At 70.6% G+C, this 25,411-nt stretch carries 28 protein-coding genes and 1 pseudogene; 16 read left to right on the top strand and 13 right to left on the bottom strand.

The features are described from left to right. The first annotated feature begins 34 nt into the window (after window positions 1-34). From lipB to AAW13_RS32510, 6 genes are all read left to right on the top strand, one after another. Window positions 35-835: a lipoyl(octanoyl) transferase LipB gene (gene lipB, locus AAW13_RS32485; protein WP_046728240.1), complete on the top strand. Its 801-nt coding sequence runs from the start codon at window positions 35-37 to the stop codon at window positions 833-835. Between the two features lie 75 nt (window positions 836-910). Next, complete coding sequence (lipA, locus tag AAW13_RS32490) at window positions 911-1,876, top strand: lipoyl synthase (protein ID WP_046728241.1); 966 nt, start codon at window positions 911-913, stop codon at window positions 1,874-1,876. A gap of 239 nt (window positions 1,877-2,115) precedes the next feature. Beyond that, window positions 2,116-2,313 (top strand): SCO2195 family GlnR-regulated protein, encoded by a 198-nt coding sequence (locus tag AAW13_RS32495; RefSeq protein WP_046728242.1) that lies wholly within the window; start codon window positions 2,116-2,118, stop codon window positions 2,311-2,313. Between the two features lie 70 nt (window positions 2,314-2,383). Beyond that, complete coding sequence (locus AAW13_RS32500) at window positions 2,384-3,085, top strand: DUF4191 domain-containing protein (RefSeq protein WP_046728243.1); 702 nt, start codon at window positions 2,384-2,386, stop codon at window positions 3,083-3,085. A gap of 196 nt (window positions 3,086-3,281) precedes the next feature. Continuing rightward, complete coding sequence (locus AAW13_RS32505) at window positions 3,282-4,385, top strand: right-handed parallel beta-helix repeat-containing protein (RefSeq protein ID WP_046728244.1); 1,104 nt, start codon at window positions 3,282-3,284, stop codon at window positions 4,383-4,385. Window positions 4,386-4,428: 43 nt separating this feature from the next. Then, window positions 4,429-5,505 (top strand): methyltransferase, encoded by a 1,077-nt coding sequence (locus AAW13_RS32510; RefSeq protein WP_420855505.1) that lies wholly within the window; start codon window positions 4,429-4,431, stop codon window positions 5,503-5,505. A gap of 69 nt (window positions 5,506-5,574) precedes the next feature. On the opposite strand, the gene AAW13_RS32515 is transcribed toward AAW13_RS32510, so the two are convergent. From AAW13_RS32515 to AAW13_RS32545, 7 genes are all read right to left on the bottom strand, one after another. Beyond that, entirely contained in the window at window positions 5,575-5,907 is a 333-nt protein-coding gene (locus tag AAW13_RS32515; protein ID WP_046728245.1) for a TcmI family type II polyketide cyclase, read from the bottom strand. Window positions 5,908-5,991: 84 nt separating this feature from the next. Next, window positions 5,992-6,471, bottom strand: coding sequence for an SRPBCC family protein (locus tag AAW13_RS32520; protein ID WP_046728246.1), 480 nt, complete (start codon window positions 6,469-6,471; stop codon window positions 5,992-5,994). A gap of 1 nt (window position 6,472) precedes the next feature. Continuing rightward, window positions 6,473-6,724 (bottom strand): acyl carrier protein, encoded by a 252-nt coding sequence (locus AAW13_RS32525; RefSeq protein WP_046728247.1) that lies wholly within the window; start codon window positions 6,722-6,724, stop codon window positions 6,473-6,475. A gap of 46 nt (window positions 6,725-6,770) precedes the next feature. After that, window positions 6,771-8,015: a ketosynthase chain-length factor gene (locus AAW13_RS32530; RefSeq protein WP_046728248.1), complete on the bottom strand. Its 1,245-nt coding sequence runs from the start codon at window positions 8,013-8,015 to the stop codon at window positions 6,771-6,773. Next, window positions 8,012-9,280, bottom strand: coding sequence for a beta-ketoacyl-[acyl-carrier-protein] synthase family protein (locus AAW13_RS32535; protein WP_046728249.1), 1,269 nt, complete (start codon window positions 9,278-9,280; stop codon window positions 8,012-8,014). The genes AAW13_RS32530 and AAW13_RS32535 overlap by 4 nt, the downstream gene beginning before the upstream one ends. Then, window positions 9,277-9,690, bottom strand: coding sequence for a cupin domain-containing protein (locus AAW13_RS32540; protein WP_107483461.1), 414 nt, complete (start codon window positions 9,688-9,690; stop codon window positions 9,277-9,279). The genes AAW13_RS32535 and AAW13_RS32540 overlap by 4 nt, the downstream gene beginning before the upstream one ends. A 119-nt stretch (window positions 9,691-9,809) precedes the next feature. Further along, window positions 9,810-10,880 carry a SchA/CurD-like domain-containing protein gene (locus AAW13_RS32545; protein ID WP_046728251.1) on the bottom strand — a complete coding sequence of 357 codons (1,071 nt, stop codon included), beginning with the start codon at window positions 10,878-10,880 and terminating at the stop codon, window positions 9,810-9,812. 202 nt (window positions 10,881-11,082) lie between these two features. On the opposite strand from AAW13_RS32545, the gene AAW13_RS32550 reads away from it, so the two are divergent. Then, complete coding sequence (locus tag AAW13_RS32550) at window positions 11,083-12,720, top strand: FAD-dependent oxidoreductase (protein ID WP_046728252.1); 1,638 nt, start codon at window positions 11,083-11,085, stop codon at window positions 12,718-12,720. 59 nt (window positions 12,721-12,779) lie between these two features. On the opposite strand, the gene AAW13_RS32555 is transcribed toward AAW13_RS32550, so the two are convergent. Further along, window positions 12,780-13,247 (bottom strand): RDD family protein, encoded by a 468-nt coding sequence (locus AAW13_RS32555; RefSeq protein WP_046728253.1) that lies wholly within the window; start codon window positions 13,245-13,247, stop codon window positions 12,780-12,782. A gap of 211 nt (window positions 13,248-13,458) precedes the next feature. On the opposite strand from AAW13_RS32555, the gene glnA reads away from it, so the two are divergent. Next, complete coding sequence (gene glnA, locus AAW13_RS32560) at window positions 13,459-14,868, top strand: type I glutamate--ammonia ligase (RefSeq protein ID WP_046728254.1); 1,410 nt, start codon at window positions 13,459-13,461, stop codon at window positions 14,866-14,868. 352 nt (window positions 14,869-15,220) lie between these two features. Here glnA and AAW13_RS32565 read toward each other — a convergent pair whose 3' ends face one another. Both AAW13_RS32565 and AAW13_RS32570 read right to left on the bottom strand, forming a co-directional pair. Then, window positions 15,221-15,685: an RICIN domain-containing protein gene (locus AAW13_RS32565; protein ID WP_046728255.1), complete on the bottom strand. Its 465-nt coding sequence runs from the start codon at window positions 15,683-15,685 to the stop codon at window positions 15,221-15,223. A gap of 394 nt (window positions 15,686-16,079) precedes the next feature. Then, window positions 16,080-16,379 (bottom strand): annotated as a pseudogene (locus tag AAW13_RS32570) (tyrosine-type recombinase/integrase); the annotation flags it as partial. A gap of 119 nt (window positions 16,380-16,498) precedes the next feature. On the opposite strand from AAW13_RS32570, the gene AAW13_RS32575 reads away from it, so the two are divergent. The 3 genes from AAW13_RS32575 (at window position 16,499) to pspAB (ending at window position 18,484) form a co-directional block, all read left to right on the top strand. Further along, window positions 16,499-16,756 carry an SCO2583/SCO2584 N-terminal domain-containing protein gene (locus AAW13_RS32575; RefSeq protein WP_046728256.1) on the top strand — a complete coding sequence of 86 codons (258 nt, stop codon included), beginning with the start codon at window positions 16,499-16,501 and terminating at the stop codon, window positions 16,754-16,756. A 220-nt stretch (window positions 16,757-16,976) separates the two neighbouring features. Then, entirely contained in the window at window positions 16,977-17,897 is a 921-nt protein-coding gene (gene htpX, locus AAW13_RS32580; protein WP_046728292.1) for a zinc metalloprotease HtpX, read from the top strand. A gap of 2 nt (window positions 17,898-17,899) precedes the next feature. Beyond that, on the top strand, window positions 17,900-18,484 hold the full coding sequence (pspAB, locus tag AAW13_RS32585; RefSeq protein WP_046728257.1) for a PspA-associated protein PspAB: 585 nt from the start codon (window positions 17,900-17,902) through the stop codon (window positions 18,482-18,484). Window positions 18,485-18,502: 18 nt separating this feature from the next. Here pspAB and AAW13_RS32590 read toward each other — a convergent pair whose 3' ends face one another. From AAW13_RS32590 to AAW13_RS32600, 3 genes are all read right to left on the bottom strand, one after another. Beyond that, window positions 18,503-18,805, bottom strand: a complete 303-nt coding sequence (locus AAW13_RS32590; protein WP_046728258.1) for a hypothetical protein — start codon at window positions 18,803-18,805, stop codon at window positions 18,503-18,505. 234 nt (window positions 18,806-19,039) lie between these two features. After that, entirely contained in the window at window positions 19,040-20,380 is a 1,341-nt protein-coding gene (locus AAW13_RS32595; protein WP_046728259.1) for a DUF2252 domain-containing protein, read from the bottom strand. A 342-nt stretch (window positions 20,381-20,722) separates the two neighbouring features. Then, a complete protein-coding gene (locus tag AAW13_RS32600; protein WP_046728293.1) occupies window positions 20,723-21,037 on the bottom strand; it encodes a hypothetical protein in 315 nt (104 codons plus the stop codon). Window positions 21,038-21,270: 233 nt separating this feature from the next. Here AAW13_RS32600 and AAW13_RS32605 point away from each other — a divergent pair, with 233 nt between their 5' ends. From AAW13_RS32605 to AAW13_RS32630, 5 genes are all read left to right on the top strand, one after another. Continuing rightward, window positions 21,271-21,639: an arsenate reductase family protein gene (locus AAW13_RS32605; RefSeq protein ID WP_046728261.1), complete on the top strand. Its 369-nt coding sequence runs from the start codon at window positions 21,271-21,273 to the stop codon at window positions 21,637-21,639. A 122-nt stretch (window positions 21,640-21,761) separates the two neighbouring features. After that, on the top strand, window positions 21,762-22,502 hold the full coding sequence (locus tag AAW13_RS32610; protein WP_046728262.1) for an RlpA-like double-psi beta-barrel domain-containing protein: 741 nt from the start codon (window positions 21,762-21,764) through the stop codon (window positions 22,500-22,502). 284 nt (window positions 22,503-22,786) lie between these two features. After that, window positions 22,787-23,818: a glutamine synthetase gene (gene glnII, locus AAW13_RS32615; protein ID WP_046728263.1), complete on the top strand. Its 1,032-nt coding sequence runs from the start codon at window positions 22,787-22,789 to the stop codon at window positions 23,816-23,818. Window positions 23,819-23,953: 135 nt separating this feature from the next. Next, window positions 23,954-24,418, top strand: coding sequence for a DUF6891 domain-containing protein (locus AAW13_RS32620; RefSeq protein WP_052768494.1), 465 nt, complete (start codon window positions 23,954-23,956; stop codon window positions 24,416-24,418). A gap of 329 nt (window positions 24,419-24,747) precedes the next feature. Next, window positions 24,748-25,335, top strand: a complete 588-nt coding sequence (locus AAW13_RS32630; RefSeq protein ID WP_046728265.1) for a winged helix-turn-helix domain-containing protein — start codon at window positions 24,748-24,750, stop codon at window positions 25,333-25,335. The last annotated feature ends 76 nt before the right edge of the window (window positions 25,336-25,411 follow it).

Here is a 25,411-nt window from a genome sequence, read left to right on the forward strand (position 1 = left end):
CCTGACACACCCGTCGCCAAGGGAGGCGCTTGCCGTGAGTGAGTTGCGGTTCGTCCGTATGGGGTTCGGCGCGGACGCGGTCGAGTACCAGGAGGCGTGGGACGAGCAGCGCCGGGTGCACGCGGCACGGTTCGCCGACGAGGTCCCCGACACGGTGCTGCTGCTCGAACACCCGCCGGTGTACACGGCCGGCCGGCGCACCGCGGACAGCGAGCGCCCCCTGGACGGCACCCCGGTCGTCGACGTGGACCGCGGCGGCAAGATCACCTGGCACGGTCCGGGCCAGCTGGTGGGCTACCCGATCCAGAAGCTGCCGCGCCCCGTGGACGTGGTCGCCCACGTCCGGCGGCTGGAGGAGGCGCTGATCCGCGTCTGCGCCGAGTACGGCCTGGAGACCACCCGGGTGGAGGGGCGCAGCGGGGTGTGGGTGCTCGGGGACCCGGTGGAGCAGCGGCCGGCGTTCGGAGGCCTCTCCCTGGACTTCGATCCGCGCCTCCAGGACGAGGAGTTCGACCCGCGACTCAACGGCCCGGAGTACGCGCCCTCCAACGCGGGGCAGCGCCGCGAGGACCGCAAGATCGCCCAGATCGGCATCCGGGTCGCCAAGGGCGTGACCATGCACGGCTTCTCGTTCAACGTGAACCCGGACATGAAGTGGTTCGACCGGATCATCCCGTGCGGCATCCGGGACGCCGGCGTCGCCTCCCTCGCGGCCGAACTGGGCCGGGACGTGACGGTCGAGGAGGTGCTGCCCGTGGTGGAGCGGCACCTCAAGGACATCCTGGAGAACGCCGAACTCGCGCCGAGGGTGATCGAGAAGACACCGGCGGCCTGACTCCGGCCAGCAGGCTTTCGAATCCACGGGCGTACGCTGGAGCACGCCGAAGAATCAATCGCTAGGGAGCCGGTCGTGTCCGCAGTCGCACCCGACGGACGCAAGATGCTGCGCCTGGAGGTCCGTAACAGTCAGACCCCCATCGAGCGCAAGCCCGAGTGGATCAAGACCCGGGCGAAAATGGGCCCCGAGTACACGAAGATGCAGAACCTCGTGAAGAGCGAGGGGCTGCACACGGTCTGCCAGGAAGCCGGCTGCCCGAACATCTACGAGTGCTGGGAGGACCGCGAGGCGACCTTCCTCATCGGCGGCGACCAGTGCACCCGGCGCTGCGACTTCTGCCAGATCGACACCGGCAAGCCCGAGGCGCTGGACCGCGACGAACCGCGCCGCGTGGGCGAGTCGGTGGTCACCATGGACCTGAACTACGCCACCATCACCGGCGTCGCCCGCGACGACCTCGCGGACGGCGGCGCCTGGCTGTACGCGGAGACGGTCCGGCAGATCCACCAGCAGACGGCGGAGCGCGCGGCCGGCCGCACCAAGGTCGAGCTCCTCGCCCCCGACTTCAACGCGGTCCCCGAGCAGCTCGCCGAGGTCTTCTCGTCCCGCCCCGAGGTCTTCGCGCACAACGTCGAGACGGTGCCCCGGATCTTCAAGCGGATCCGCCCCGGCTTCCGCTACGAGCGCTCGCTCAAGGTCATCACCGAGGCCCGCGACTTCGGCCTGGTGACCAAGTCCAACCTCATCCTCGGCATGGGCGAGACCCGCGAGGAGGTCAGCGACGCGCTGCGCCAGCTGCACGAGGCTGGCTGCGAGCTGGTCACCATCACGCAGTACCTGCGGCCGAGCGTCCGGCACCACCCCGTGGAGCGCTGGGTCAAGCCGCACGAGTTCGTGGAGCTGAAGGAGGAGGCCGAGCAGATCGGCTTCTCCGGGGTGATGTCCGGACCACTCGTGCGGTCCTCCTACCGCGCCGGGCGGCTGTACCAGATGGCCGTCGAGAAGCGGGGCGCGTTCGTCGCCACCCAGGCGGTCTGACGGCCCTTCCGCTTGCGGGCGTGTGAATTCACGCACAAGATACTACCGGTTGGTAATGACCGAATGGCTGCGGTCCTGACCGTCCTCGCAGATGAGGGCGTACGTCAGGGCCGCGGCAGCGTTTCGGGCCCGCGCATCAAGGCTTCATTGGTGTTTGACCGGTCGGTCACGCCCTGGTAACACCAAACAGTGACCCTGGTATCACAGCACGTACACCCACTTCAGGGAGGACCTCCGCCATGCAGGCCGCGCCCGTCCGCGCCACCCCCATCCCGTCCTTCACCGACGCGCTGCGCGCCGTCGAGTCGCTGCTGATGAGCGGCGGCCAGCGCACCGCGCGCCGCAACGCGTGGACCTCCGTACTGGAGGACCGCCGTCGCGCGAAGGACCGGGTCGAGGCGCAGCACTTCCTGGAGCAGGCCGCCGGCCGCTCCTGACGCCCTCCGCAAGGACCTTCCAGGGACACTGCCGTCGTAGCCACTCCCAGGGCCACGTAGACTTCGGGACATGGCGAGGAAGGAACCCGCAGCGGACGCTGCGAACGCAGGGCGGCTGAAGCAGATCGCCCTCACGTACAAGATGACCCGAAAGGCCGACAAGACGATCGGTCTGGTACTCGCGGGTGTCGGTCTGGGCACGCTCGCGATCTTCCTCGTGATCGGCTTCCTGATCGGCCATCCGGTCTATCTGGGCATTCTGGGCCTGTTGCTCGGCTTCCTCGCGACGGCCATCGTCTTCGGCCGACGGGCCGAGCGGGCGGCCTTCGGCCAGATGGAGGGCCAGCCGGGCGCCGCGGCCGCGGTGCTGGACAACATCGGCCGGGGCTGGACGACGACGCCGGCGGTGGCGATGAACCGCAGCCAGGACGTGGTGCACCGGGCGGTCGGCAAGGCCGGCATCGTGCTGGTCGCCGAGGGCAACCCGAACCGGGTGAAGACCCTGCTGGCCGCCGAGAAGAAGAAGATGGCACGCATCGTCGCGGACGTGCCGGTGCATGACGTGATCGTCGGTACGGGTGACGGCCAGGTCGAGCTGAAGAAGCTGCGGACGACCATGCTGAAGTTCCCGCGGGTGCTGACCGGTCCCCAGGTGACGACGACGAACGACCGGTTGCGGGCGATGGGGGACCTGATGTCCAACATGCCGTTGCCGAAGGGGCCGATGCCCAAGGGGATGCGGATGCCCAAGGGTGGACCTCGGGGGCGGTAGTTCGCCCAGGAGCTCGGGGCGCGGTGGTCGCTTTGCGACTGCCGCGCCTTTGTGGTTTCTCGCGCAGGTCCTCCCCCAGCCTTCGGCCGGGGGTCCCCCAGCGCCCCTACGGGGCGCGCTCACGGGGCCTGGGTGACACGCCGCCGAACGGAGCATCGGGCCTTTTATCGGGTGATTCGCCCCTAATCTTCCCGGTGTGACAAAACGCCATATCACATACCTCGCGTGCGGTACCGCCCTCTGCGGTGCCCTCCTCGGCGCCGCTCCGGCGTCCGCCGCCCACCACGTGCACTGGGTGCACCCGGGCGAGTCGATCCAGAAGGCGGTCGACGCCGCCCAGCCCGGCGACACGGTCCTCGTCATGCCCGGCACCTACCGCGAGAGCGTCAAGGTGACCACGCCCGGCCTGACGCTGCGCGGCATGGGCCCCGGGACGGTGCTCCAGCCCGCCAAGAAGGCCAAGGTCACCAAGAAGGCCAAGGTCACCAAGAAGTCGGCCGCCGCCCAGAAGTCCTGTGCGGAGATGGGCAACGGCATCTGCGTGGTCGGCACCAAGAGCAAGCCGGTCGAGGACGTGACGATCGCCCGGATGACGGTGACCGGGTTCTCCCGGATCGGCGTCATGGCCGTCGGCACGGCCAACCTGAACGTGCACGGCGTGGCCGCCGTGAAGAACGGTCAGTGGGGCATCGCCGAGGAGCGCTCGGTGCACAGCACCTACCGCGACAACGTCGCCCGGAACAACGGCGACGCGGGGTTGTTCCTCGCCAACTCCGTCACCGCGGAGAAGGGTGCCACCGACACCGCCGGCACGGTCGTCGAGCACAACCTCCTGGAGGGCAACCGGATCGGCGTGACCGTGCGCCGGCTGCGCAACCTCGCCGTCGCGGACAACTCGATCACCGGGAACTGCGCGGGCGTGTTCGTCGTCGGTGACGAGAACAAGCCGAAGGCCGGCAACATCACCGTCACCGGGAACCAGGTCGTCAAGAACAACAAGTACTGCCCGAAGACCGCCCGGCTGGCCTTCCTCCAGGGGTCCGGCATCGTGCTCACCGGCGCCGAGAACACCCTGGTCAGCCGGAACCTGGTCACCGGCAACTCCGGCAAGTCCCCGCTGTCGGGCGGTGTCGTGATCTTCAAGAGCTTCGTGGGCGTCACCAGCGACAAGAACAACGTCACCGACAACAGCCTGTCGGGCAACGCCCCCGCCGACCTGGTCAACCAGGAGGCCGCAAAGCACGGCAACGCCTTCAAGGGCAACACCTGCAAGAAGTCCAAGCCCGCGGGTCTGTGCTGACCGGTCGGCCGTACGACACCCCCACAAGGAAGGAAGGCGGCACATGACCGCACCAGCACGCGACCTCTCGGCGTCCGCGAAGGAGTCCGGGGCGCCGACGCAGGAGGGCGCCCCGCCGCCGTCGATGCGGCTGCGCGAGCTCGTGTTCGGGGCGGCGTGTGCCGCCGCCGTCCGCGCGGCCGCCCGACTGCGGGTCGCCGACGCGCTCGGAGACGCCCCCATGACCGTGGAGAGCCTGGCGTCCGCGGTGCGCACCGACCCGAAGCCGCTGCGGCGGCTGCTGCGCGCGCTGTCCTGCTACGGCGTCTTCGCCGAGCGCCCCGACGGCACGTTCGCGCACACCGACACCTCCCGGCTGCTGCGCGAGGACGACCCGCACAGCCTGCGTTACATCGCCCTGTGGTGCACCGAACCGTGGACCTGGGACGCCTGGCCGAAGCTGGACGAGGCCGTGCAGAGCGGCCGCAACGTCATCGAGGACCTGTACGGCAAGGAGTTCTTCGTCTACCTGAACGAGGACGCCCCGGAGTCCGCGGACGTCTTCAACCGGGCGATGACCACCTCCAGCGAGCAGTCGGCCCGCGAGGTCGCCGCGCTGCTCGACCTGTCCGGCAGCCGGTCGGTCGCGGACCTCGGCGGCGGGCAGGGGCACGTGGTGGCCAGCCTGCTGGACAAGTACCCGACGATGAAGGGCTACCTGCTGGATCTGCCGAAGGTGGTGGAGAAGGCGCTGCCCCGGCTGCGCGAGGGCGGTGACCTCGCGGACCGGGCGAGGATCGTGCCCGGCGACATCCGCGAGGCCGTACCGGTCGACGCGGACGTCTACGTCATCAAGAACATCCTGGAGTGGGACGACGAGTCCACCGCGCGGCTGCTCGCCAACGTCGTCGCGGCGGGCGGTCCGGGTGCCCGGGTCGTGGTCATCGAGAACCTGGTCGACGACAGCCCGTCGATGCGGTTCAGCACCGCGATGGACCTGCTGCTGCTCCTGAACGTCGGCGGGGCCAAGCACACCACCGACAGCATGGTGCGGCGGCTGACGGACGCGGGTCTCACCGTCCAGGACATCAGTCCGGTCAACCCGTACCTGCACGCCTTCGACTGTGTCGTGCCCGCCTGAGCGGCGCCGGACACGCCGGTGCCGGGCCCGCGTCGTGCGCGGGTCCGGCACCGTTGGCCGTACGGCGGTTCAGGAACCGCCGTCACGCTCCCAGAGGTAGAAGCGCTGCGCCATCGCGTCCTTCGGGGAGCGCCAGGTCTCCGGGTCGTACGCGCTGACGTACGCCTGGAGACGGTCGCTGACGTCCCTGAACTCGGGGTGCGAGGTGACCTTGGCGATGGCCGGTCCCGGCTCGCGCTCGGACTCGATGAGGTGCATGTACACGTCGCCGAACTGGAAGAGGCTGCGCCGGGTGACGCCGACGAGGCGCGGCAGCTCTCCCCGGTCGGACTCCGCGAACACCTTCGCGATGTCGGGTGCGGAGCCCGGGGCCATACGGGCGACGATCAGGGCCTGGTGCACGGTGTCTCTCCTGTCGTACGGCTCGTGCGGTCGTTCGGTTCGTTCGGTTCAGGCGGTTCGGTCGGTTCGGTCGGTTCGGGCGGCTCAGTCGGCCAGGGCCGCGTCGGGGCGGCGGCCGGTGGCCGCCTTCTCGATCCTGTCCCGGATGAGGGCCATCTGGACCTTGGAGTTCCGGTTGATGTTGTCGGTCATCCACTCGTCGTCGACCGGGGCCTCCGGCTTCATCGCGAAGTCCTGGGTCCACACCATCCGGGTGCCGGCCGGTACCTCCTCGTACCGCCAGTGGATGTTCATGTGGGCGAAGGGGCCGGTCTCGACGCGGCGGGCCCGGACGCTGAGGCCCGCGCGGTCCGTCTCGCGCTCGGAGACCCAGCTCCACACCTTGCCGTTCTCGTCGGGGTGCATGGTCAGCCGGAAGGTGACCTTGTTCCCCTCCTCCTCGAGGATCTCGGCGCTGGCGTACTCGCTGAACAGCTGGGGCCAGTTGGCCACGTCGTTGGTCATGTCCCAGACCAGGTCGACGGGGGCCGCGATGGTGATCTCGTTCTGGGTGTGTCCGGTCATGTCAGGCTCCCGCGGGCATGGCGCTGTTGACGAGGTCGAGGAACTGGCGGGGCGTCTTGCACCGCTCGGCGTCCACCGGCATGGGCACGCCGTGCCGGTTCTCCAGCTCGCCGACGATGCCGAGCAGGCCGAGCGAGTCGACCCCGAAGGCGTCGAAGCCGGTGTCGGCGCGGTCCTGAAGGTCGGCCGGGGAGACGGTGACGCCGGCGGCCTTCTTCATGAGTTCGGACAGTTCGTCCACGGTGATGCTCATAGCGACTCCTCCTTCTTCGCTGCCGGTCAGCAGCTGGTTGTGCACGTCACCCGGCTGCGCCGTGGCGCAGCACGAGTGCCGAGTTCGACCCCATGAGTCCCCGGCTGAGGACCAGCGCCGTGCGCGGGGCCGCGGCGCGGGCGCTGCCGGTCACGAGGTCGAGGTCGTGGCAGATGTCGAGGACACCCGGGGTCGGCGGGATCAGCCCGTGTTCCATGGCGAGCACAGCGGCCGCCGTGTCGAGGACGGGGGCCGCGCAGTAGCCGCGGCCGATCCCGGCCTTGGGCGCGGTGACCGGCACCCGTCGGCCGTGCGCGCCGAGGGCGTCGGTGATGGCCAGCGCCTCCGCCCGGTCGGCCGCCGGGACGCCGAGGGCGTCGGCGAAGACCACGTCGACCTCCTCGGGGGCGCAGCCGGCCTCGGCGAGGGCGCCGCGGATCGCCTGGGCGAGCCCGGCCCTGGACTCGGCCCAGCGGGAGGCGCCGGTGAAGGTGGACGCGTGCCCGTCGAGGGTGGCCCGCACCGGCAGCCCGCGCCGGCGGGCGGAGCCGGTGTCCTCGACGACGAGCATGGCGCCGCCCTCGGCCGGCACGAACCCGCAGGCCTGTTCGGTGAACGGGCGGTAGGCGCGGGCCGGGTCGGCCTCCCGGCTGAGCTCCTCGTAGCCGAGCTGGCAGACCACCGAGTACGGAGCTATGGGTGCCTCGGTGGAGCCGGCCACGATGACGTCCGTGCCGCGCCGTACCGCGCGGGCGGCGTGCGCGAGGGCGTCCAGACCGCCGGCCTCGTCGGCGGCGACCACCGAGCAGGGTCCCTTGAAGCCGCGCCGGATGGAGATCTGGCCGGTGCTGGCCGCGTAGAACCAGGCGATGGACTGGTAGGGGCCGACGAACCGGCTGCCCTTGCCCCACAGCTGCTGGAGCTCGCGCTGGCCGAACTCGCCGCCGCCGGAGCCGGCCGCGGTGACCACGCCGACGTCGAACGGCGAGCCGTCGGTGTCGGCGCGGCCGAGCCGGGCGTCCTCCAGGGCGAGGTCGGCCGCGGCCATCGCGAAGTGGGTGAAGCGGTCGGTCTGGACGATGAGACGTTCCTCGACGGCGGCCGCCGGGTCGAAGTCGCGGACCTCTCCGGCGACCTTCATGGGCAGGTGCTCGCAGCCGTCGCGGGTCACCTTGTCGAGGACGTTGCGTCCCTCCTGGACGGACTTCCAGAAGGTCTCGGTGCTGGATCCGTTGGGCGCGACGACACCGATGCCGGTGACGGCCGCCCGCCGGGCAGGCGGTTCGCTCATCGTGTCCGTCCTCTCTGCCGGGTCAGGATCACCGCGGACTGGAAGCCGCCGAACCCGCTGCCCACGGACAGGACGCCGCCGAGCTTCCGTTCACGGGCGACCCGCGGCACGTAGTCGAGGTCGCACTCGGGGTCGGGGGTCTCGTAGTTCGCGGTGGGCGGGACGACCTGGTGGGCCAGGGCGAGCACACAGGCCACGACCTCGATCGCGCCGATGGCGCCGAGCGAGTGGCCCACCATGGACTTGATGGAGCTCATGGGCGTGCTGTAGGCGTGCTGTCCGAGTGCCTTCTTCACGGCGGCGGTCTCGTGGCGGTCGTTCTGCCGGGTGCCGGAGCCGTGCGCGTTGACGTAGTCGATGGCGGTGGGGTCGAGTCGGGCGTGGTCCAGGGCGGTCTCGATGGCGCGGGCCATCTCCAGGCCCTCACTGGTGAGACCGGTCATGTGGTAGGCGTTGCCGAAGGTGGCGTAGCCGTCGAGCCGGCAGTAGATGTGCGCGCCGCGGGCCTTGGCGTGCTCCTCCTCCTCCAGGACGAGCACCGCGCCGCCCTCGCCCATGACGAATCCGTCACGGCGGTTGTCGAAGGGGCGGGAGGCGTGCTCGGGGTCGTCGTTGTTCGGGGAGGTGGCCTTGATCGCGTCGAAGCAGGCCATGGTGATCGGTGAGATCGGGGAGTCCGAGGCACCGGCGATGCAGATGTCGGCGCGGCCCTCCTGGACGGTGTGGAAGGCGTAGCCGACGGCGTCCAGGCCCGAGGTGCAGCCGGTGGAGACGGTCTGTACCGGACCCTGGGCGCCGAATCGTTCCGCCACGGCGGAGGCCAGGGTGCTCGGGGAGAACGCCCGGTGCAGCTGGGGCTGCGCCTGCCGGTGGTCCACGTCCCAGTGCCGGCCGCCTTCGCTCACCAGGACGTAGTCGTGCTCCAGACGGGTGGTGCCGCCGACCGCCGTGCCCAGGGAGACCCCGACCCGCCAGGGGTCCTCCCGGGCCAGGTCGAGACCGGAGTCGCGGACCGCCTCGTCACCGGCCACCAGGGCGAACTGTATGTAGCGGTCCGCCCGCTCGACGTCCTCGACGGCCAGGCCGTGGGCCACCGGGTCGAAGTCGCATTCGGCGGCGATCCGCGACCTGAGGCCGGACGGGTCGAAGAAGGTGATGCCGCGCGTCGCGGTCCGGCCGGCGGCGAGCAGGTCCCAGAACGCCGGTACGCCCACACCCCCCGGAGCCACGATGCCTATGCCCGTAACCGCCACGCGCCGGGTCACGACCGGACCTGCCCCACGGCGACGGCTTCCGTCTCCTCCGTGTCGACGTGGCCCAGGGCCGGGCGCGGGGCCAGCGGACCGAGGTGGAAGACGAGCCGCGCCTCGATGTTGCCGACGTTGCGGAAGCGGTGCTTCATGTTGATCGGGATCATCAGACCCTGCTCGGGGCGCAGCGGGTGCGGCTCGCCGTCCAGGTCGACCTCCAGGTCGCCGCAGACGACGTACACGAACTCCTCGGAGTACGGGTGGTAGTGCTCACCGATGCGGTCGCCCGGCTGCACGATGGCCACACCCATGAAACCGCTGGTGGAGCCGCAGGTGGCGGGGGTGAGCATGGCGCGCAGGTCGCCACCGCGCTTGGTGTTGGGCTCGACCTCGCTGAGGTCCACGATCTTCGGAATGGGCTTCATCACGTACTCCTCCGTGAATGCGATGCCGTGAATGCGATGCCGTGTGGGCGATGCCGTGTGGGCGATGCCGTGTGTGTGATGCGGGCGATGCCGTGGTCCGACGCGGCGGGGGCGGGGGGTCAGGCGTCCGGCGAGCGGCGGTCGGTGATCAGCCGCATCCGCACCGCCTCGCCGTCCAGCAGGGCGGCCAGCTCGGGGGCCGGGGTGACGTCCAGGGCGGCGCCGGGCCGGTGCTCGACCAGTCGTACGACGACGTCGTCGCGCTGGAAGATCGTGCTGTGCACCACCGGACCCGCCGGGTCCTCGGACGCGGCCTCGTCCTGCTGCGCGAGCAGCTCCGCGAGCCGCATCCCGCGGCCCGGCCCGGCCGGGTAGTACAGCGCGTGCCGCTCGCCCTCGGTCAGCTCCTCGGCGCTGACGTGGTGGACGGCCGGCAGCGCCGCCCGGGTGAAGAACACCCGTGCGGACTCCTGGTCGTCGAGGTCGCGGTCCTGCTCCAGGTAGGGGTTGATGGCCTCCTCGACGGCCCGTACCTCGGGCTGCCGGGCGACGTGGCGCAGGGCGGCCATCAGGTCGCCGCGCACCTCGATGGCCCGCACGACCCGGTTGCCGTGCATGAAGAGGGAGGTGCGGCAGAGCCGGGTGGAGTCGTCCACCCTGGCCTCGGGCGAGGCGTAGTCGGCGAGGATCCTCGCGACCTCGGCCTCGCTGCCCGGCCGGACCGTGAAGGTGAGCGCGTGGCGGATCACGCCGTCGCCCATCCGGGGGTTGGCCTGGAGGACGCGTACGGCGTCCGCCGACGGGCCGCCCGTCTCCCGTACGACGTGGAAGCGGAGGGAGCGGGTGTCCCGGACGCAGTTGTGCAGCGGCTTCACCATCTCCACGTGCTCCTCGCTGTTCACCCAGGCGAGGAACGGCGGGGCGCTCTCCCACTCGCTGGTGATCAGCCACTGCGAGGGGTTCTCGATGGACTGGCAGAGCTGGTCGCTGACGTGGCCGGGCACCTTGGCGACCTGGCTGCACAGCTGCTCGTAGGCCTCCAGGAACTGCTGCTGCGCGCCGTCGTGGACGTCCACCAGCAGCACGACCCGGAGCCGGGAGCCGTCGAAGACGGACTGGGAGACCCGGGTCGACACCGGGCGGGTGGTTCGGGTCGGCTTCTCCGAGACCTTTTCCGAGATCGTCGTCATGCTTCGCACATCTCCTTCGCGGGGGCAGCGGCCTGCGCCTTCGCCGATGACGCGGCGTCAGCGCTTCTTGATCCTGTGCCGGTCCTCCGACGCGCGCGACTCGCGTGAACCAGGTGGGTGATTGAGCACGCGGAACCCCTCCGGAAGGGGCATGGAAGTTGCATCGCACCTGACGCACCAACACCCGCCCCTGGAGTGCCCGATGCACCAGAAAACCGATCACCAGGTCCCCGTCCTCGTGGTGGGCGGCTCCCTCGTGGGCCTGTCCATGTCCCTGTTCCTGGGCCGTCTAGGCGTACGCCACATGCTCGTCGAACGGCACTCCGGGACCTCGATCCACCCACGCGGCCGGGGCAACAACGTGCGGACGATGGAGCTGTTCCGGAAGGCCGGCATCGAGTCCGACATCAAGGCGGCGGCCTCCCTGCTCGCCGAGAACCACGGCATCCTGCAAGCCCCGACGCTGGTCGGCGACGCCGGTGAATGGCTGTTCAAGGAGATCGACCCGGGCGGCGGGCTCGCCCGGTTCAGTCCGACGGGCTGGTGCCTGTGCAGCCAGAACGACCTGGAGCCGGTGCTCCGCCGGGCGGCCGAGTCGCTCACCGGCGAGCTGCGCTACTTCCATGAGCTGGAGTCCTTCGAACAGGACCCCGAAGGAGTGACGGCGTACGTCCGCGACCGTGACTCCGACCGGATGTACACCGTCCGCGCGGACTACCTGGTCGCCGCCGACGGGCCGCGCAGCCCGGTCCGGGGGCGGCTCGGCATCGGCCAGACGGGTCCCGGCGACCTGTTCGCGAACGTCAGCATCACCTTCCGCTCCAAGCTGCTCGCCGACACCGTCGGGGACCGCCGCTTCATCTGCTGCTACCTCACCGACCCCGAGGCGGACGGCGCGCTGCTGCCCGTCGACAACAAGGAGCGCTGGGTCTTCCACGCCCCGTGGCACCCCGAACGCGGCGAAACCCTCGACGAGTTCACCGAGGAGCGGCTCACCCGGCACATCCGCCGCGCCGTCGGCGTCCCCGACCTCGACGTGGAGATCACCGGCCGCGCGTCCTGGCGTGCCGCCGAACGCGTGGCCGAACGGTACGCGGAAGGGCGTGTCTTCCTCGCCGGCGACTCCGCGCACGAGATGTCACCGACCGGCGCGTTCGGCTCCAACACCGGCATCCAGGACGCCCACAACCTGGCGTGGAAGCTGGCGGCGGTGCTGGACGGCTGGGCCGGACCGGAGCTGCTGCATTCGTACGACACCGAGCGCCGCCCGGTCGCCCTCGCCACCAGCGCCCGCGCCTCGGCCCGCTCGGTGGAGCACAGCCACCCCGGCTTCGCGCCGGCCCCGGGCGTCGGCGCGGACCGGCGCGGCGGGATCCTCAACATCGTCCTGGGCTACCGGTACCCGAAGGGGGCGGTTCTCGGGGCCGACCCGGAGCAGCCGCTCGTACCCGACGGGATGAACCTGACGGGCCAGCCGGGCAGCCGGGCCCCGCACCTGTGGCTGCGCCGCGCGGGCGACCGCGTCTCCACCCTCGACCTGTACGAGCGGTCGCTGGTCGTGCTCAGCGCCCCGGATTCGCCCTGGCACCTGGCGGCTCGCCGGATCGCGGACACGGAGCGGGTACGGCTGGACGCGTACGGCATCGGAACGGCGGGTTCGGGGGCCGATCTCGTGTACGACACGGAGGACGGCGACTGGGCCGCGGCTCACGGGACGACGGCGGGCGGGGCGGTACTGGTCCGTCCGGACGGATTCGTGGCGTGGCGCTCGGCAGGGGCTGTGTCCGACCCGGAGGGAGAGCTGCGGGACGTTCTGGCGCGGGTACTGCGGAGAAGGTGAGCCGCGGGCGTCCCGTAAGGGGCGCGGGGAACTGCGCGAACAGCCCCCCGGCGCCGCAGCTACATCCGGACCTCCACGGTCCTCGCCAGCCGGTCGTGCAGGCCCCGGCCGTCCCGGTCCCAGACCAGTGCCGGGATCGCGAGGCACAACAGGACCGTGCGGGCCAGCGCGCGCAGCGGCTGCACCCGCCCGGTCTCCACCCCGACCACCCGCAGCCCGAAGAGCCGCTTACCCGGTGTGAAACCGACCGTGCCCACGGTGAGGACACCCAGGACGAGGAAGACGAGCAGGGCCCAGTTGCTGGTGGCCGGGGTGTAGCCCTTGGTGATCAGGCCGTATGCGATCAGGACGCACAGCCCCCAGTCCACGACCAGCGCGCCGAGCCGCCGTCCCGGGCGGGCGATGGAGCCCGGTCCCTGCTCCGGCAGACCCAGCTGCTCGCCCCGGTACCCGAACTCCGCGCCCGCCTCTTCCAGGGCCGCGCGGGGTCCGGAGAGCCACGATCCGACTGCTTGCCTGTTGTCCACCCGACAACGGTACTGCTCGGGCGTCCACCGGGGTCCCGGCGGGGTACCACGGGCTACGGTGGAAGCGAGCCCGGTTAACTTCAGCGAAACAAATGGGTCACGCCCGAGAAATCACCCGTCCCTAGGGTCGAGAACAGCGTGTGCCACCGCACTGGCCGCACGAACGAACTACCACCCCGGCACGGGAACGGCCGGGAGTAGGAGGAGCTGGATGTTCCAGAACGCCGACGAGGCCAAGAAGTTCATCGCGGACGAGGACGTCAAGTTCGTCGACGTCCGTTTCTGCGACCTGCCGGGCGTCATGCAGCACTTCACGGTGCCCGTCGAGGCGTTCGACCCGGACGAGGAGCTCGCCTTCGACGGATCGTCGATCCGTGGTTTCCAGGCGATCCACGAGTCCGACATGGCGCTGCGCGCGGACCTGTCGACCGCCCGGGTCGACCCCTTCCGCCGCGACAAGACGCTCAACATCAACTTCTTCATCCACGACCCGATCACGGGCGAGCAGTACTCCCGTGACCCGCGCAACGTGGCGAAGAAGGCGGAGGCCTACCTCGCGTCGACCGGTATCGCGGACACCGCGTACTTCGGCCCCGAGGCCGAGTTCTACGTCTTCGACAGCGTCCGTTTCGCCACCTCGGCGAACGAGAGCTTCTACCACATCGACTCCGAGGCGGGTGCCTGGAACACGGGCGCGCTGGAGGACAACCGTGGTTACAAGGTCCGCTACAAGGGCGGTTACTTCCCGGTCCCGCCGGTCGACCACTTCGCCGACCTGCGCGCCGAGATCTCCCTGGAGCTGGAGAAGAACGGCCTGAAGGTCGAGCGCCAGCACCACGAGGTGGGCACCGCCGGCCAGGCGGAGATCAACTACAAGTTCAACACGCTGCTCGCCGCCGCCGACGACCTCCAGCTCTTCAAGTACATCGTGAAGAACGTGGCCTGGCGCAACGGCAAGACCGCGACCTTCATGCCGAAGCCGATCTTCGGCGACAACGGCTCGGGCATGCACGTGCACCAGTCGCTGTGGGCCAACGGCGACCCGCTGTTCTACGACGAGGCCGGCTACGCGGGCCTGTCGGACACCGCCCGCTACTACATCGGCGGCATCCTGAAGCACGCCCCGTCGCTGCTCGCCTTCACCAACCCGACGGTGAACTCGTACCACCGCCTGGTCCCGGGCTTCGAGGCCCCGATCAACCTGGTGTACTCGCAGCGCAACCGCTCGGCCGCGATGCGTATCCCGATCACGGGTTCGAACCCGAAGGCCAAGCGCGTCGAGTTCCGCGCGCCCGACTCCTCCGGCAACCCGTACCTCGCCTTCTCGGCCCTGCTGCTCGCGGGCCTGGACGGCATCAAGAACAAGATCGAGCCGGCCGAGCCGATCGACAAGGACCTCTACGAGCTGGCTCCCGAGGAGCACGCGAACGTGGCCCAGGTCCCGACCTCCCTCCCGGCCGTCCTCGACCGCCTGGAGCGCGACCACGAGTTCCTGCTCGCCGGTGACGTCTTCACGCCCGACCTGATCGAGACGTGGATCGACTTCAAGCGCACCAACGAGATCGCCCCGCTCCAGCTCCGTCCGCACCCGCACGAGTTCGAGCTGTACTTCGACGTGTGATATCGCCCCAGGTCAGAGCGGGTATCCGCTCCCCTGGGCCGTCTGTGGGCCGTCGGCCGTGCTCTTCCTCCACTGGAAGGGCACGGCCGACGGCCTGTTTCGGGCCGGCACCGCGGGCACGTGTCGAGAGCCCCCTGCGCGTCGGCGCTCAGAGCCTGTTCCTGAACCTCGAATCGGCAAGTCAAGAACCATCGGTTGATTGCCGACGCGTACGGCATCCCCGGCAGGCTGATCAACATCCGGTCGTCGGCCGCTGCCTGACGGCAGCGGTCAGCACGGGGCGGGCACCAGCTCCTGCGGAATCCGCATCGGAGTCCACAGGAGCTTGGAGCCGGGCGCGTGCTGGGCCCGGTCAGTACTCCAGCGTGAATCGTCCCAAGCCGGAATTGAGTGGGTGCTGCACAATCGGGGCGGGGATGCCGCGACCCGCAATCGTCCACCACAGGAGCGTCCCGGCGTTCTCAATGCCGACCTCGCCGTTACCGAGGTCCACGATCGCGAACTCCTGGTCGACGCGCCAGTCGTGGCAGGGGCCCTGCACGATCGGAGCACCGTCCAGCAAAGACCCGTCCTGGGCCTCCAGACACTTGCCGGCGAAGGTCTTGATCCTGACGGTGCCGTTGCCGACATCCTCGAACGTGAAGCGCTGACTGTCCCAGTCGTAGCAGCGGTACAGCTGGATCGGGGCATCGTCCTGACGACTGCCGTCCTTGACCTCCACGCAACGGCCGAAGGCCTTGATCTTGAAGGAGTCCTGCGCAGCGGCCGGACTCGCGGTCACCGTGGGGAACACGGCTGCGGCAACGACAGCGGCCACGCACGCCCCCAGACGTCGTCCAGCACGGCGAGTACGAGCAGAGCCCATGTTCAGTCCCTTCTTTCACCGACAGATGACTACCGATTGTATCGAGTCGTAAGCGTAGAGTGAGCAAAGGTCAGCAGTTTATGGGCCAATTCGCTATATAGCGTGCCTATTGGGCCGTACTCCGGGGCGCCTGTAACTGAGGTGCTTGCACTATCGAAGCCGAGCGCCTGTTCAGACCACCGACGCCACGGCGTTCGTAGCCCCTGCCCCTCGCGCCATACCAACCACAGCAGTTGCGTCCGGGGAACGGTCCCCGTGACCGTTTCCCGAATGCTTACCTAAAGCTCTCATTCTGGGCTGACGGCTCTTGACCTGCCGATTCGACGTTCAGGAACAGGCTCTCAGGTCAGTGCAGCTGCTTCCCCGGCGCCGTCTCCGCACCCGATACGCCGAATGCGGCATCGATGGCCTTACGGGCGCGGTCCTGGCTGTTCGGCATGAGGTGCGTGTACGTCCGGAGCGTGAATCCCGGGTCGGAGTGACCGAGGTACTCGGCCAGGGCCTTGATGTTCTCCCCCGAGTCCAGCAAGACCGACGCGTAGTAGTGCCTCAACGCGTGCATGCCATGCTCACGCGACTGTTTGAACCGCTCCCCCGGGGCCCGTTCCGGAATGACGCCGGCGGCGATCAGGGCGGGCTTCCACAGGTACATCTTCGACGTGTGATCGACGCCTCCCCGGCGGCCGGCGCCCCCGTTCCTGTTTCTCAGGGCGGGGGCGCCGTCGTATCGTGCCGGGGTACTGATGTTCGAGACGGGGGTGCGGGGTGTCGCAACGGGACGACGAGGAGCAGGAGTTCGACTTCAGGTGGGCCGCCGACGCGGAACACAAGGAGCCGTCCGCGCGGGCGCGCATGCTGGCCGCCCGGTGGCGGGAGAACCCCCCGGACCCGGCGCCGTTCCGGGCGGACCCGGGGCCGGTGGCACCGCGGCGGTCGTCGTGGGTGTCGACGGCGATCGTGCTGGGGTGCGTGGCGGCGGTGATCGTCCTGCTGGGGTACATGCAGACGCGTTCGCCGTACTAGGGCCACCCGCCATGACAGGTTCCGTCCGCCGCCGGGTGCGGGTACGTCGCGGCTGTTCGCGCGGTTCCTCCCCCAGCCTTCGGCCGGGGGTGCCCCCCCACCGCCTCTTCGGGGCACGGGCCCCTTTTTGCCGCTACTAGGGACGTTCGGAACCTGTCCTTGGCCACGGGCAGGTGCACACTGGACAGCGGGACGAGTGCCTGACTGCGGGGTGGTGCAGATGCAGAGCCGCTTCCGGAGCGACCGGCGGCTGACCGTGCGGATGACGGTCACGCTGTTCCTGCTCGGGTTGTTGTACGTGGGGTTCGTCGCCGCGCTGATCGTGCTGCTGAAGTCGTGGCTGCTGGTCGTCGTGCTGGTGGGCGCGATGTTCGTGGCGCAGTTCTGGTTCTCCGACCGGATCGCGATGTTCGCCATGCGCGGGCGGGTCGTGGAGCGCGAGGAGTATCCCGAGCTGCACGCCGTCGTGGACCGGCTGTGCGCGATCGCGGACATGCCGAAGCCGGTGGTCGCCGTATCCGATATGGACATGCCGAACGCGTTCGCGACCGGGCGCAATCCCGATCACGCCGTGGTCTGCGTGACCACCGGGCTGCTGCGGCGGCTGGAGCCCGCCGAGCTGGAGGGTGTGCTCGCGCACGAGCTGTCCCACGTGGCGCACAAGGACGTCGCCGTGATCACGATCGCGTCGTTCCTCGGTGTGATCGCCGGCCTGATCGTGCGGTTCGCCTTCTACTCACAGCTCTTCGGGGGCGGGCGCCGGGACCAGAACACCGCCGCCGTGTTCGCCGCCGTCATCGGGGTCTCCGCGGCCGTGTACGCGATCAGCTTCCTGCTGATCCGGGCGCTGTCCCGGTACCGAGAGCTGGCCGCCGACCGGGCCGCCGCCCACCTCACCGGCCGTCCCTCCGCCCTCGCCTCCGCGCTCACCAAGGTCTCCGGCGACATCGCCCGGATCCCGACCAAGGACCTGCGGACGGCCCAGGCCTTCAACGCGTTCTACTTCACCCCGGCCGCCGGCAAGGAGCCCGGCATCGAGCGCTTCTTCTCCACCCACCCGCCCCTGGAGCAGCGTCTCGAGCAGCTGGGGCGGATCTCGGCGGAGCTGGGTGAGGCGGCGACGCCCGGAAAGGCCGGGTGAGCATGGGGCTCCTGGACATCCTGCTCGGCCGTACGAAGCCCGTCGCGCCCGACCTCGACCAGTTGTTCGCGCTGCCGTCCGCGGCGGTGACGCTGGAGGCGGCGGCCGGGTTCACGCCCACCGGCGGGGGCGCGGTGTGCTTCGCCACCGTGGAGGGCGCGGCCTTCGAGCAGACCCACCGTGAGGTGCAGGCGCTGCTCGACGCGGACGCGGAGCGCGGCGGCGTGCCCGTGGAGCTGCACCAGGACGACTACGGGTACTCCTGGCTGGTCTCGCGGCGCTCCCCCGACCAGCTCGTCCAGCTCGTCAACGACCTGCACGCGGTGAACAGTTCGATGGAGGTCAACGGCTTCGGACCGCAGCTGCTCTGCTCCCTGGTGTCCTTCGGGGACGAGCGCGGGCGCCGGCTCGCGCTCGTCTACCTCTACAAGCGGGGCACCTTCTACCCGTTCGCTCCGCTGCCCGGCACCGCGCAACGGCGGGACAGCGCACTGGAGTTGCAGGTGAAGGCGGCGCTCGTGAACGACCTAAGGACCGAGCAGGACCTCAGCCGCTGGTTCCCGGTGTGGGGTGCTCCCGGCCTCTGAGCGGCCGGGAGCACCCGCCTACTTGGCCTTGTCCCGCTGCTGGCGCCGGACCTCCAGGGGGCGCTCGCGACGGTAGCGGCGCTCCCACTTGGCCTGCCGGTCACGGCGGTCACGGTAGGACTTGTAGTCGTCGGCCGTGCCCCCGCCGGACGAACCGCCCGACGCGCCGCCCGACGCGCCGCCCGAGGTGGGGGCCGAGACCGAGTCCCGGCCGTAACGGATGTACAGGAAGAGCAGGGCGACGGCGGCGAGCCACCAGTTGTGGTTGCCGAAGCCGAGGACGACGAGGACGACAGTTCCGGATAGGACGATGGTGCCCATGACGGGCCTCCGTGGCGTGGGTGTGTGAGCGTTTCGACGGACCCGACGACACGCGGGGGACGGGCGGCCGTCCGTCGGTGCGTAGCAGAGTAGCCCCGAGTCCCCGGGCCGCGGTGCCTCCTGCGGAAAGCGGTGGTGACCGCCTCCGCAACGCGTGTCCAGCGTAGGCAGCCGCTCACTGGGCGTGCATCCCGTTTTCCCGGCGGCCGCCCGCGGCGGCGTCACGCGGCCGGCTCAGACCCCGCGCACCGCCGCCAGCACCCCGGCCGTGGCGGCGGCGTCGAGGACCGCGTGGTCGGCGGTGGTCCGGTCGGCGTAGGCGAGGGCGAAGTCGGTGACCGCCCGGTCGAAGGTGTCGGCGCCGCCCAGGTAGGAGGCGATGGCGATGCGGTCGCCCGAGCGGGCGTGGGCGCGGGCCAGCGTCGTACCGCACAGGGCGGCGTAGACGCGCAGCCCCGTCGGGTCCATGGCGGCGACCTCGATGGAGCCCTTCATGTCGCGCAGCTGGCGCCAGTAGAAGGCGCGGCCCTGGGGCCCGGTCATCCAGCCGAGGAAGATGTCCCCGGTGGCCTGGAGCAGCCGCTGTCCGGCGACGACCCGGTGGCCCTGGTGGACGTACGGGCCGCCCGGCAGGTGCTCCTCCAGCACGGACGCCCGGGCCTCCTTGATCTGGAGGAACAGCGGGTCGTCGGCGTCCCGGCCGGCGAGGAGCACGATGAAGCAGCGGGTGCCGACACTGCCGACGCCGACGACCTTGCGGGCCGCGTCCACGAACCGGTAGCGGTCGAGGAGCAGCCGGCGCTCCTCGGCGACGGTGGAGCGGTAGTCGCTGAAGGCCTTGCGGAGGAGGGCCATGTCCGAGGCGCCGGCGGGTTCCAGGAGCGGCGGGTCCTGGATGATGCGGCGCCGCCCGCCGGTCACCTCGGTGAGCTTGCCGAGCGCGTGCAGGCTGGTGCGGCGCCGGGCCCGGCTCAGACTGTCCTCGATCCTGCGCCGCCTGCGCGCCGACCGGACCAGGGAGATCAGGCTGTCGGCGTCGACCCGCTCGTACCAGACGTCGAGTTCACCGAGGCCCGCCAGCCGCCGCACGGCGGTCCGGTAGGCGGCCACGCCCGCCCGGGTCGCGGACCGGGCCTCCGGATCGCTGTGCCCGTTCTCGCGGGCGGCGACGGCGACGGAGGCGGCGAGCCGTTTGACGTCCCACTCGAAGGGTCCGGGGTACGTCTCGTCGAAGTCGTTCAGGTCGAAGAGCAGGGTGCGCTCGGGTGAGGCGTAGAGCCCGAAGTTCAGCAGGTGCGCGTCGCCGCACAGTTGCACGGTGAGCCCGGTGTGCGGCTGGGCGGCGAGGTCGGCGGCCATCACGGCGGCGGCACCGCGCAGGAACGAGAAGGGCGAGGCCGCCATCCTCCCGTACCGGATGGGCAACAGGTCGGGCAGCCGGTCGCGGCCCTGCCGCTCCAGTACGGCGACGGGGTCGGGGCGGTCCACGGAGGGCAGCCAGAGGGCGTGCGCGGACCGGGGAGCACGCTTGCGCGCGGCCTTGCCGCGGGCGGCGCGGTCGGCGGGTGTGGACATACGGCGCTCCCCTCGGTCGGCTGCCCCTCCGTCACCTGCTGATCGCAGTGAAGAGGCTCCGACGCGACCTGCGCATGCCGAACCCGGCGAACGGGTGACACGGAGGGAGAAGGCCGTACGGGGCACGGGGGGGCGCCGGGCGCGAAAGTACCGGGCACAGGGACGGTGCGCCTGGCGCGAAAGTACCGGGCACAGGGACGGGGAGCCGGGCGCGAGAGTGCCGGGCACAGGGACGCGGGGCACCGGGCGCGGCGGGATTTCGCGGCGCCGGGCGCGAGGGTGGGGCGTCCGGCGCGAGGGTGCCGGGCGCGGCGGAGGGCCGCGGCGCCCGGGACCCGGCGTTCACCTTGCGTATCGCATCAGTGCCCGCACCATGTGGCACGTCGTGTCCGACGGCGGGTGGACTCCGATGCTCTCCGCCGTGCTCCGTATCGTCTCGTTCCGGGCCTGGACCGGCGTGTACACGCCGGAGTCGAGCAGGGCGATGGCGAGGCGCATGGCCTTGAGGCGGCGGTTGTGCGTGACGTACCAGTCGCGGGGCCGCCCGGCCGGCAGCGGGCGCTTCTCCACCGGCGCGTAGGGCGAGTCGAGCACGACGGCACGCTTCGCGGTGGACTGGGTCGGCAACGGCTTCGGCTTCAGTGCGGCAGCGGGCACGGGCATCCTCCTGTCGCGGTCGGAGCGCCGCCGGACGCCCCGGCGACCCTCTCGAACACTGCTCCCAGTGTACCGGCCCCCACTGACAACGAGACAGGCCGCAAGGGCAGCGAACTCCCCTGATGGGAGCGGGTATTTCGGTTGTGACGGGATGGGTGGACGAGGCCTGCGCGACAGTCCCAAAAAATCGAACAGATCGCGCTCGGGACGACGGCTCGCGTACCGTTCCCCGAATGGAGATCTGGATCAACCCCGCCTGCTCGAAGTGCCGTAGCGCGATCACCCTGCTCGACGCCGAGGGAGCCGACTACACGGTCCGGCGCTACCTGGACGACGTGCCGGGCGAGGACGAGATCAGGTCCGTGCTCGACCGGCTCGGGCTCGAACCGTGGGACATCACCCGCACCCAGGAGCCGGCCGCCAAGGAGCTGGGCGTGAAGGAGTGGGCCCGGGACGCGGCGGCGCGCGAGCGGTGGATCCGCGCCCTCGCCGAGCACCCGAAGCTCATCCAGCGGCCGATCATCACCGCCGACGACGGCACGGCGCTCGTCGCCCGCACCGACGAGGCGGTACAGGAGGCCCTGGCCAGGGGCAAGAAGTGAACACCCCTCAACTCCGGTGTGACGCAGGTTACTTCAGCCGACTCCGGTAACCGCTGAGTAACGACGTTCGACATCTCGTACCTAGCGACGTACGCACTCCCACTTCCCCTCAGGAGGCGCGCATGTCGCGCAGGAGAAACCTCAGCGCAAAGAAGAAGGTCGCGCTGCTCGTCACTGCCGCGGCGGTCGCGGGCGGCGGGGCCTTCGCCCTGGCGTCCACCTCGAACGCCGCGCAGACACCGCAGAACGCCAGGACGCTGTCGTCGGCCGCGGACTCGACCGTCTGCTCGGGCCTGGCCACGGCCCTCGGCAACAACCAGAAGTTCATCGCCGGGCAGCAGGCGAACCCGGACGCGCAGTCGGCGGCCAGGATCGCCAACCGGCAGGCGGTCATCGAACAGATCAAGGTCCAGCAGAAGGCGTCCGGTTGCGTCGTTGGGGAGTCGGCTCAGGGCTCCCAGGCGGCGGGCGGCACGCAGACGGGCCAGACCGGTCAGACGGGCCAGACGGGTCAGACGGGCCAGACGGGTCAGACGGGTCAGACGGGCCAGCAGACCGCGGCGCCCTCGCAGAGCGCGGCCACCGGCAACACCGGCGGCGGCGCGGCGGCGTCCGGGCAGCAGGTCTGCAAGGGCTCGACCGTCACCCTGTCCGGCGAGGCGGGCGCACCGGCCGCCTCCAGCAACCAGTTCCCGGCGGGGACCACGCTGAAGGTCACCAACCTGGACAACAACAAGTCCACGACGGTGAAGGTCACCTCGGTCTCCGGCAGCTGCGTGCTGCTCAACAACGCGGCCTTCGAACAGGTCCGGGAGCCCGGCAAGTTCCTGATCCGCCGCGCGGTGATCGAGAAGGTCGGCTGACCGGGACCACGTGCTGAGATCCGGCCGCCGGCTTTGACGGAGGGAAAGCCGGCGGCCGCCGCACGAGGTTCGGTACGGTGCCCGAATTGGGCCCCCTACCCCGTCTCACCGGGGCTCACGACGTGAGTCCCACCACAGAACCACCAGGTAACACGGGGTTCACATCCGAGCAATGATCGGGAAATCGCCTGTTGACAGGCTGCCGGGCAGAAAGGCGGCGCTCCGGTGCCGTAGCGCCGCTGCACCCGCAAGTGCGCCCGACCCACCCCCGAAGGATGTGGCCCGTGACCTTCAAGGCTGAGTACATCTGGATCGACGGCACCGAGCCGACGGCCAAGCTGCGTTCCAAGACGAAGATCATCGCGGGCGCCCCCGCCGGTCTGGACGCGCTGCCGATCTGGGGCTTCGACGGGTCCTCCACGAACCAGGCCGAGGGGCACTCCTCGGACCGTGTACTGAAGCCGGTCTTCACCTGCCCGGACCCGATCCGCGGCGGCGACGACATACTCGTCCTGTGCGAGGTCCTGGACATCGACTTCACCCCGCACTCCTCCAACACGCGTGCCGCGCTGGCCGAGGTCGCGGCGAAGTACGCCGCGCAGGAGCCGATCTTCGGCATCGAGCAGGAGTACACCTTCTTCGACGGCGCCCGCCCGCTGGGCTTCCCCGAGGGCGGCTTCCCGGCCCCCCAGGGCGGCTACTACTGCGGTGTCGGCGCCGACGAGATCTTCGGCCGCGAGATCGTCGAGGCCCACCTGGACAACTGCCTGAAGGCGGGTCTGGCGATCTCCGGCATCAACGCCGAGGTCATGCCCGGCCAGTGGGAGTTCCAGGTCGGCCCGGTCTCCCCGCTGGAGGTCTCCGACCACCTGTGGGTGGCCCGCTGGCTGCTCTACCGCACCGCCGAGGACTTCGGCATCTCCGCCACCCTCGACCCCAAGCCGGTCAAGGGCGACTGGAACGGCGCCGGCGCGCACACCAACTTCTCCACCAAGGCGATGCGCGAGGGCTACGACGCCATCATCACCGCCTGCGAGTCGCTCGGTGAGGGCTCCAAGCCGCTCGACCACGTCAAGAACTACGGCGCCGGCATCGACGACCGCCTGACCGGTCTGCACGAGACCGCCCCGTGGAACGAGTACTCCTACGGCGTCTCCAACCGCGGTGCCTCGGTGCGCATCCCGTGGCAGGTCGAGAAGGACGGCAAGGGCTACATCGAGGACCGCCGTCCGAACGCCAACGTCGACCCGTACCTGGTGACCCGGCTGATCGTCGACACCTGCTGCTCCGCCCTGGAGAAGGCCGGCCAGGTCTGATCCGCGTCCGGTTCCTCCCGAAGGGGCGTCCGCCGTTCACCGGCGGGCGCCCCTTCCGGCTGCCGGGGCCGCGTCGTCAGTCCCGTGCCGGCCGCCGGGGCCGCGTCGTCAGTCCCGCGTGCCGTCGTCGGCGGCATGGAGATCGACGAGGTGCTCGCCGTCAACGCCTGGACGGAGAGCGGGCAGACGTACGTGTGGAGTGCCCCCGAGGAGCTGCGGGAGGCCGTGCGCGGGCTCGGCGACCCGGACCGGCTGACCCGGGCGTTCGCGGCCCTGGAGCGCCAAGGCATCGTGGCCCGCGAGGACTTCGCCCGCTGCCGCTCCTGCGGGACGACCGACACAGGTGCCGAGGCCGAGGAGTCGGGCCGGACGCGGGGGTTCGTCTTCTTCCATCGCCACGGCACCCGTGGTGCCGCCGAGGGCCATGGACTCAGCCTCTACCACGGCGGCTTCGACGGCTCCGCCGGCACCACCACGGCCGTCGGCCGCAGGGTGGTCGCCGCGCCGGCGGAGGCCGGGTTGTCCGCAGTGTGGGACGGCAATCCGGACAAGGCGATCGAGCTCACCCCCCTGACCTGGCGCAAACGCCTGGTGGGGTGAGGTGGGCGAGGTCGTCGTCCCGTCCGGGAAGCGTCCAAGCAGTGAGAGGAGGGTCCTGTTTCGGGGCTGTGTCTGCTTCAATGGGCGCATGGTCAGCTACCAGAACTACACCGCGACGGGTCGCCATGACCTCGAGCCGTTCTGGCCTTCCCGTCAGCACCACGACTTCGACCGGGTGTGTTGCCGCGCGACGAACGCGCGGGCCCTCTAAAGCCGTACACCCCGGCCTTCGGCCAGCGCGGAACGCAGTACGTCCCCGGCGCGCCCGACCACGAATCGCGGCCGTCGACCCGACCGACGAACTCCTCGCGCGAAAGAGCTGACGTCTCATGGCGACCACTCATTCCCTCTCCCCCGCTCCCGCCCTCGCCGCCTCCTCCGCTCCCCGGCACCGGCTGCGTGCCGTCGACCGGGACGAGGTCGTGGACATGGCGGACCTGCTGCCCCCGGGCGCCACGTGGCTGCCCGCTCCGCAGCACGCCCTGCCCACCCTGCCGGGCCAGCCGCCGATGATCGGCTACCTGGTGCTGGTCCCGGCGGACCAGCAGCCGCCGTTCCTGCCGGTCGCGGTCCCGGACCGGCCGGATGCCGCCGACGAGCAGCCGGCCCCGGCCGCCGCCGGCGAGCCGCTCGTCACCGTCGACACCGCGCAGCGCACCGCCCAGGTCGACGGCCGTGAACTCGACCTCACCTACCTGGAGTTCGAGCTGCTCGCCCATCTGGTCGCGCACCCCAACCGGGTGCACACCCGCGACCAGCTGGTCACCACGGTCTGGGGCTACGGCCACGTCGGCGACGGCCGCACGGTCGACGTCCATGTCGCCCGCCTGCGCCGCAAGCTGGGCGCGGAGCACCGCCGCACGATCCAGACGGTCCGCCGGGTCGGCTACAAGTACACCCCGCCGACGGGCCGCTGAGCCGGCCGGGACCGGGACGCTCTGCCCTCGGCAGATTCCCGTTCCGTGCGGAGCCGTCACCGGGCACGATCACCGG

The sequence above is a fragment of the Streptomyces humi genome (assembly GCF_001005085.2).
Lineage (GTDB): Bacteria > Actinomycetota > Actinomycetes > Streptomycetales > Streptomycetaceae > Streptomyces > Streptomyces humi.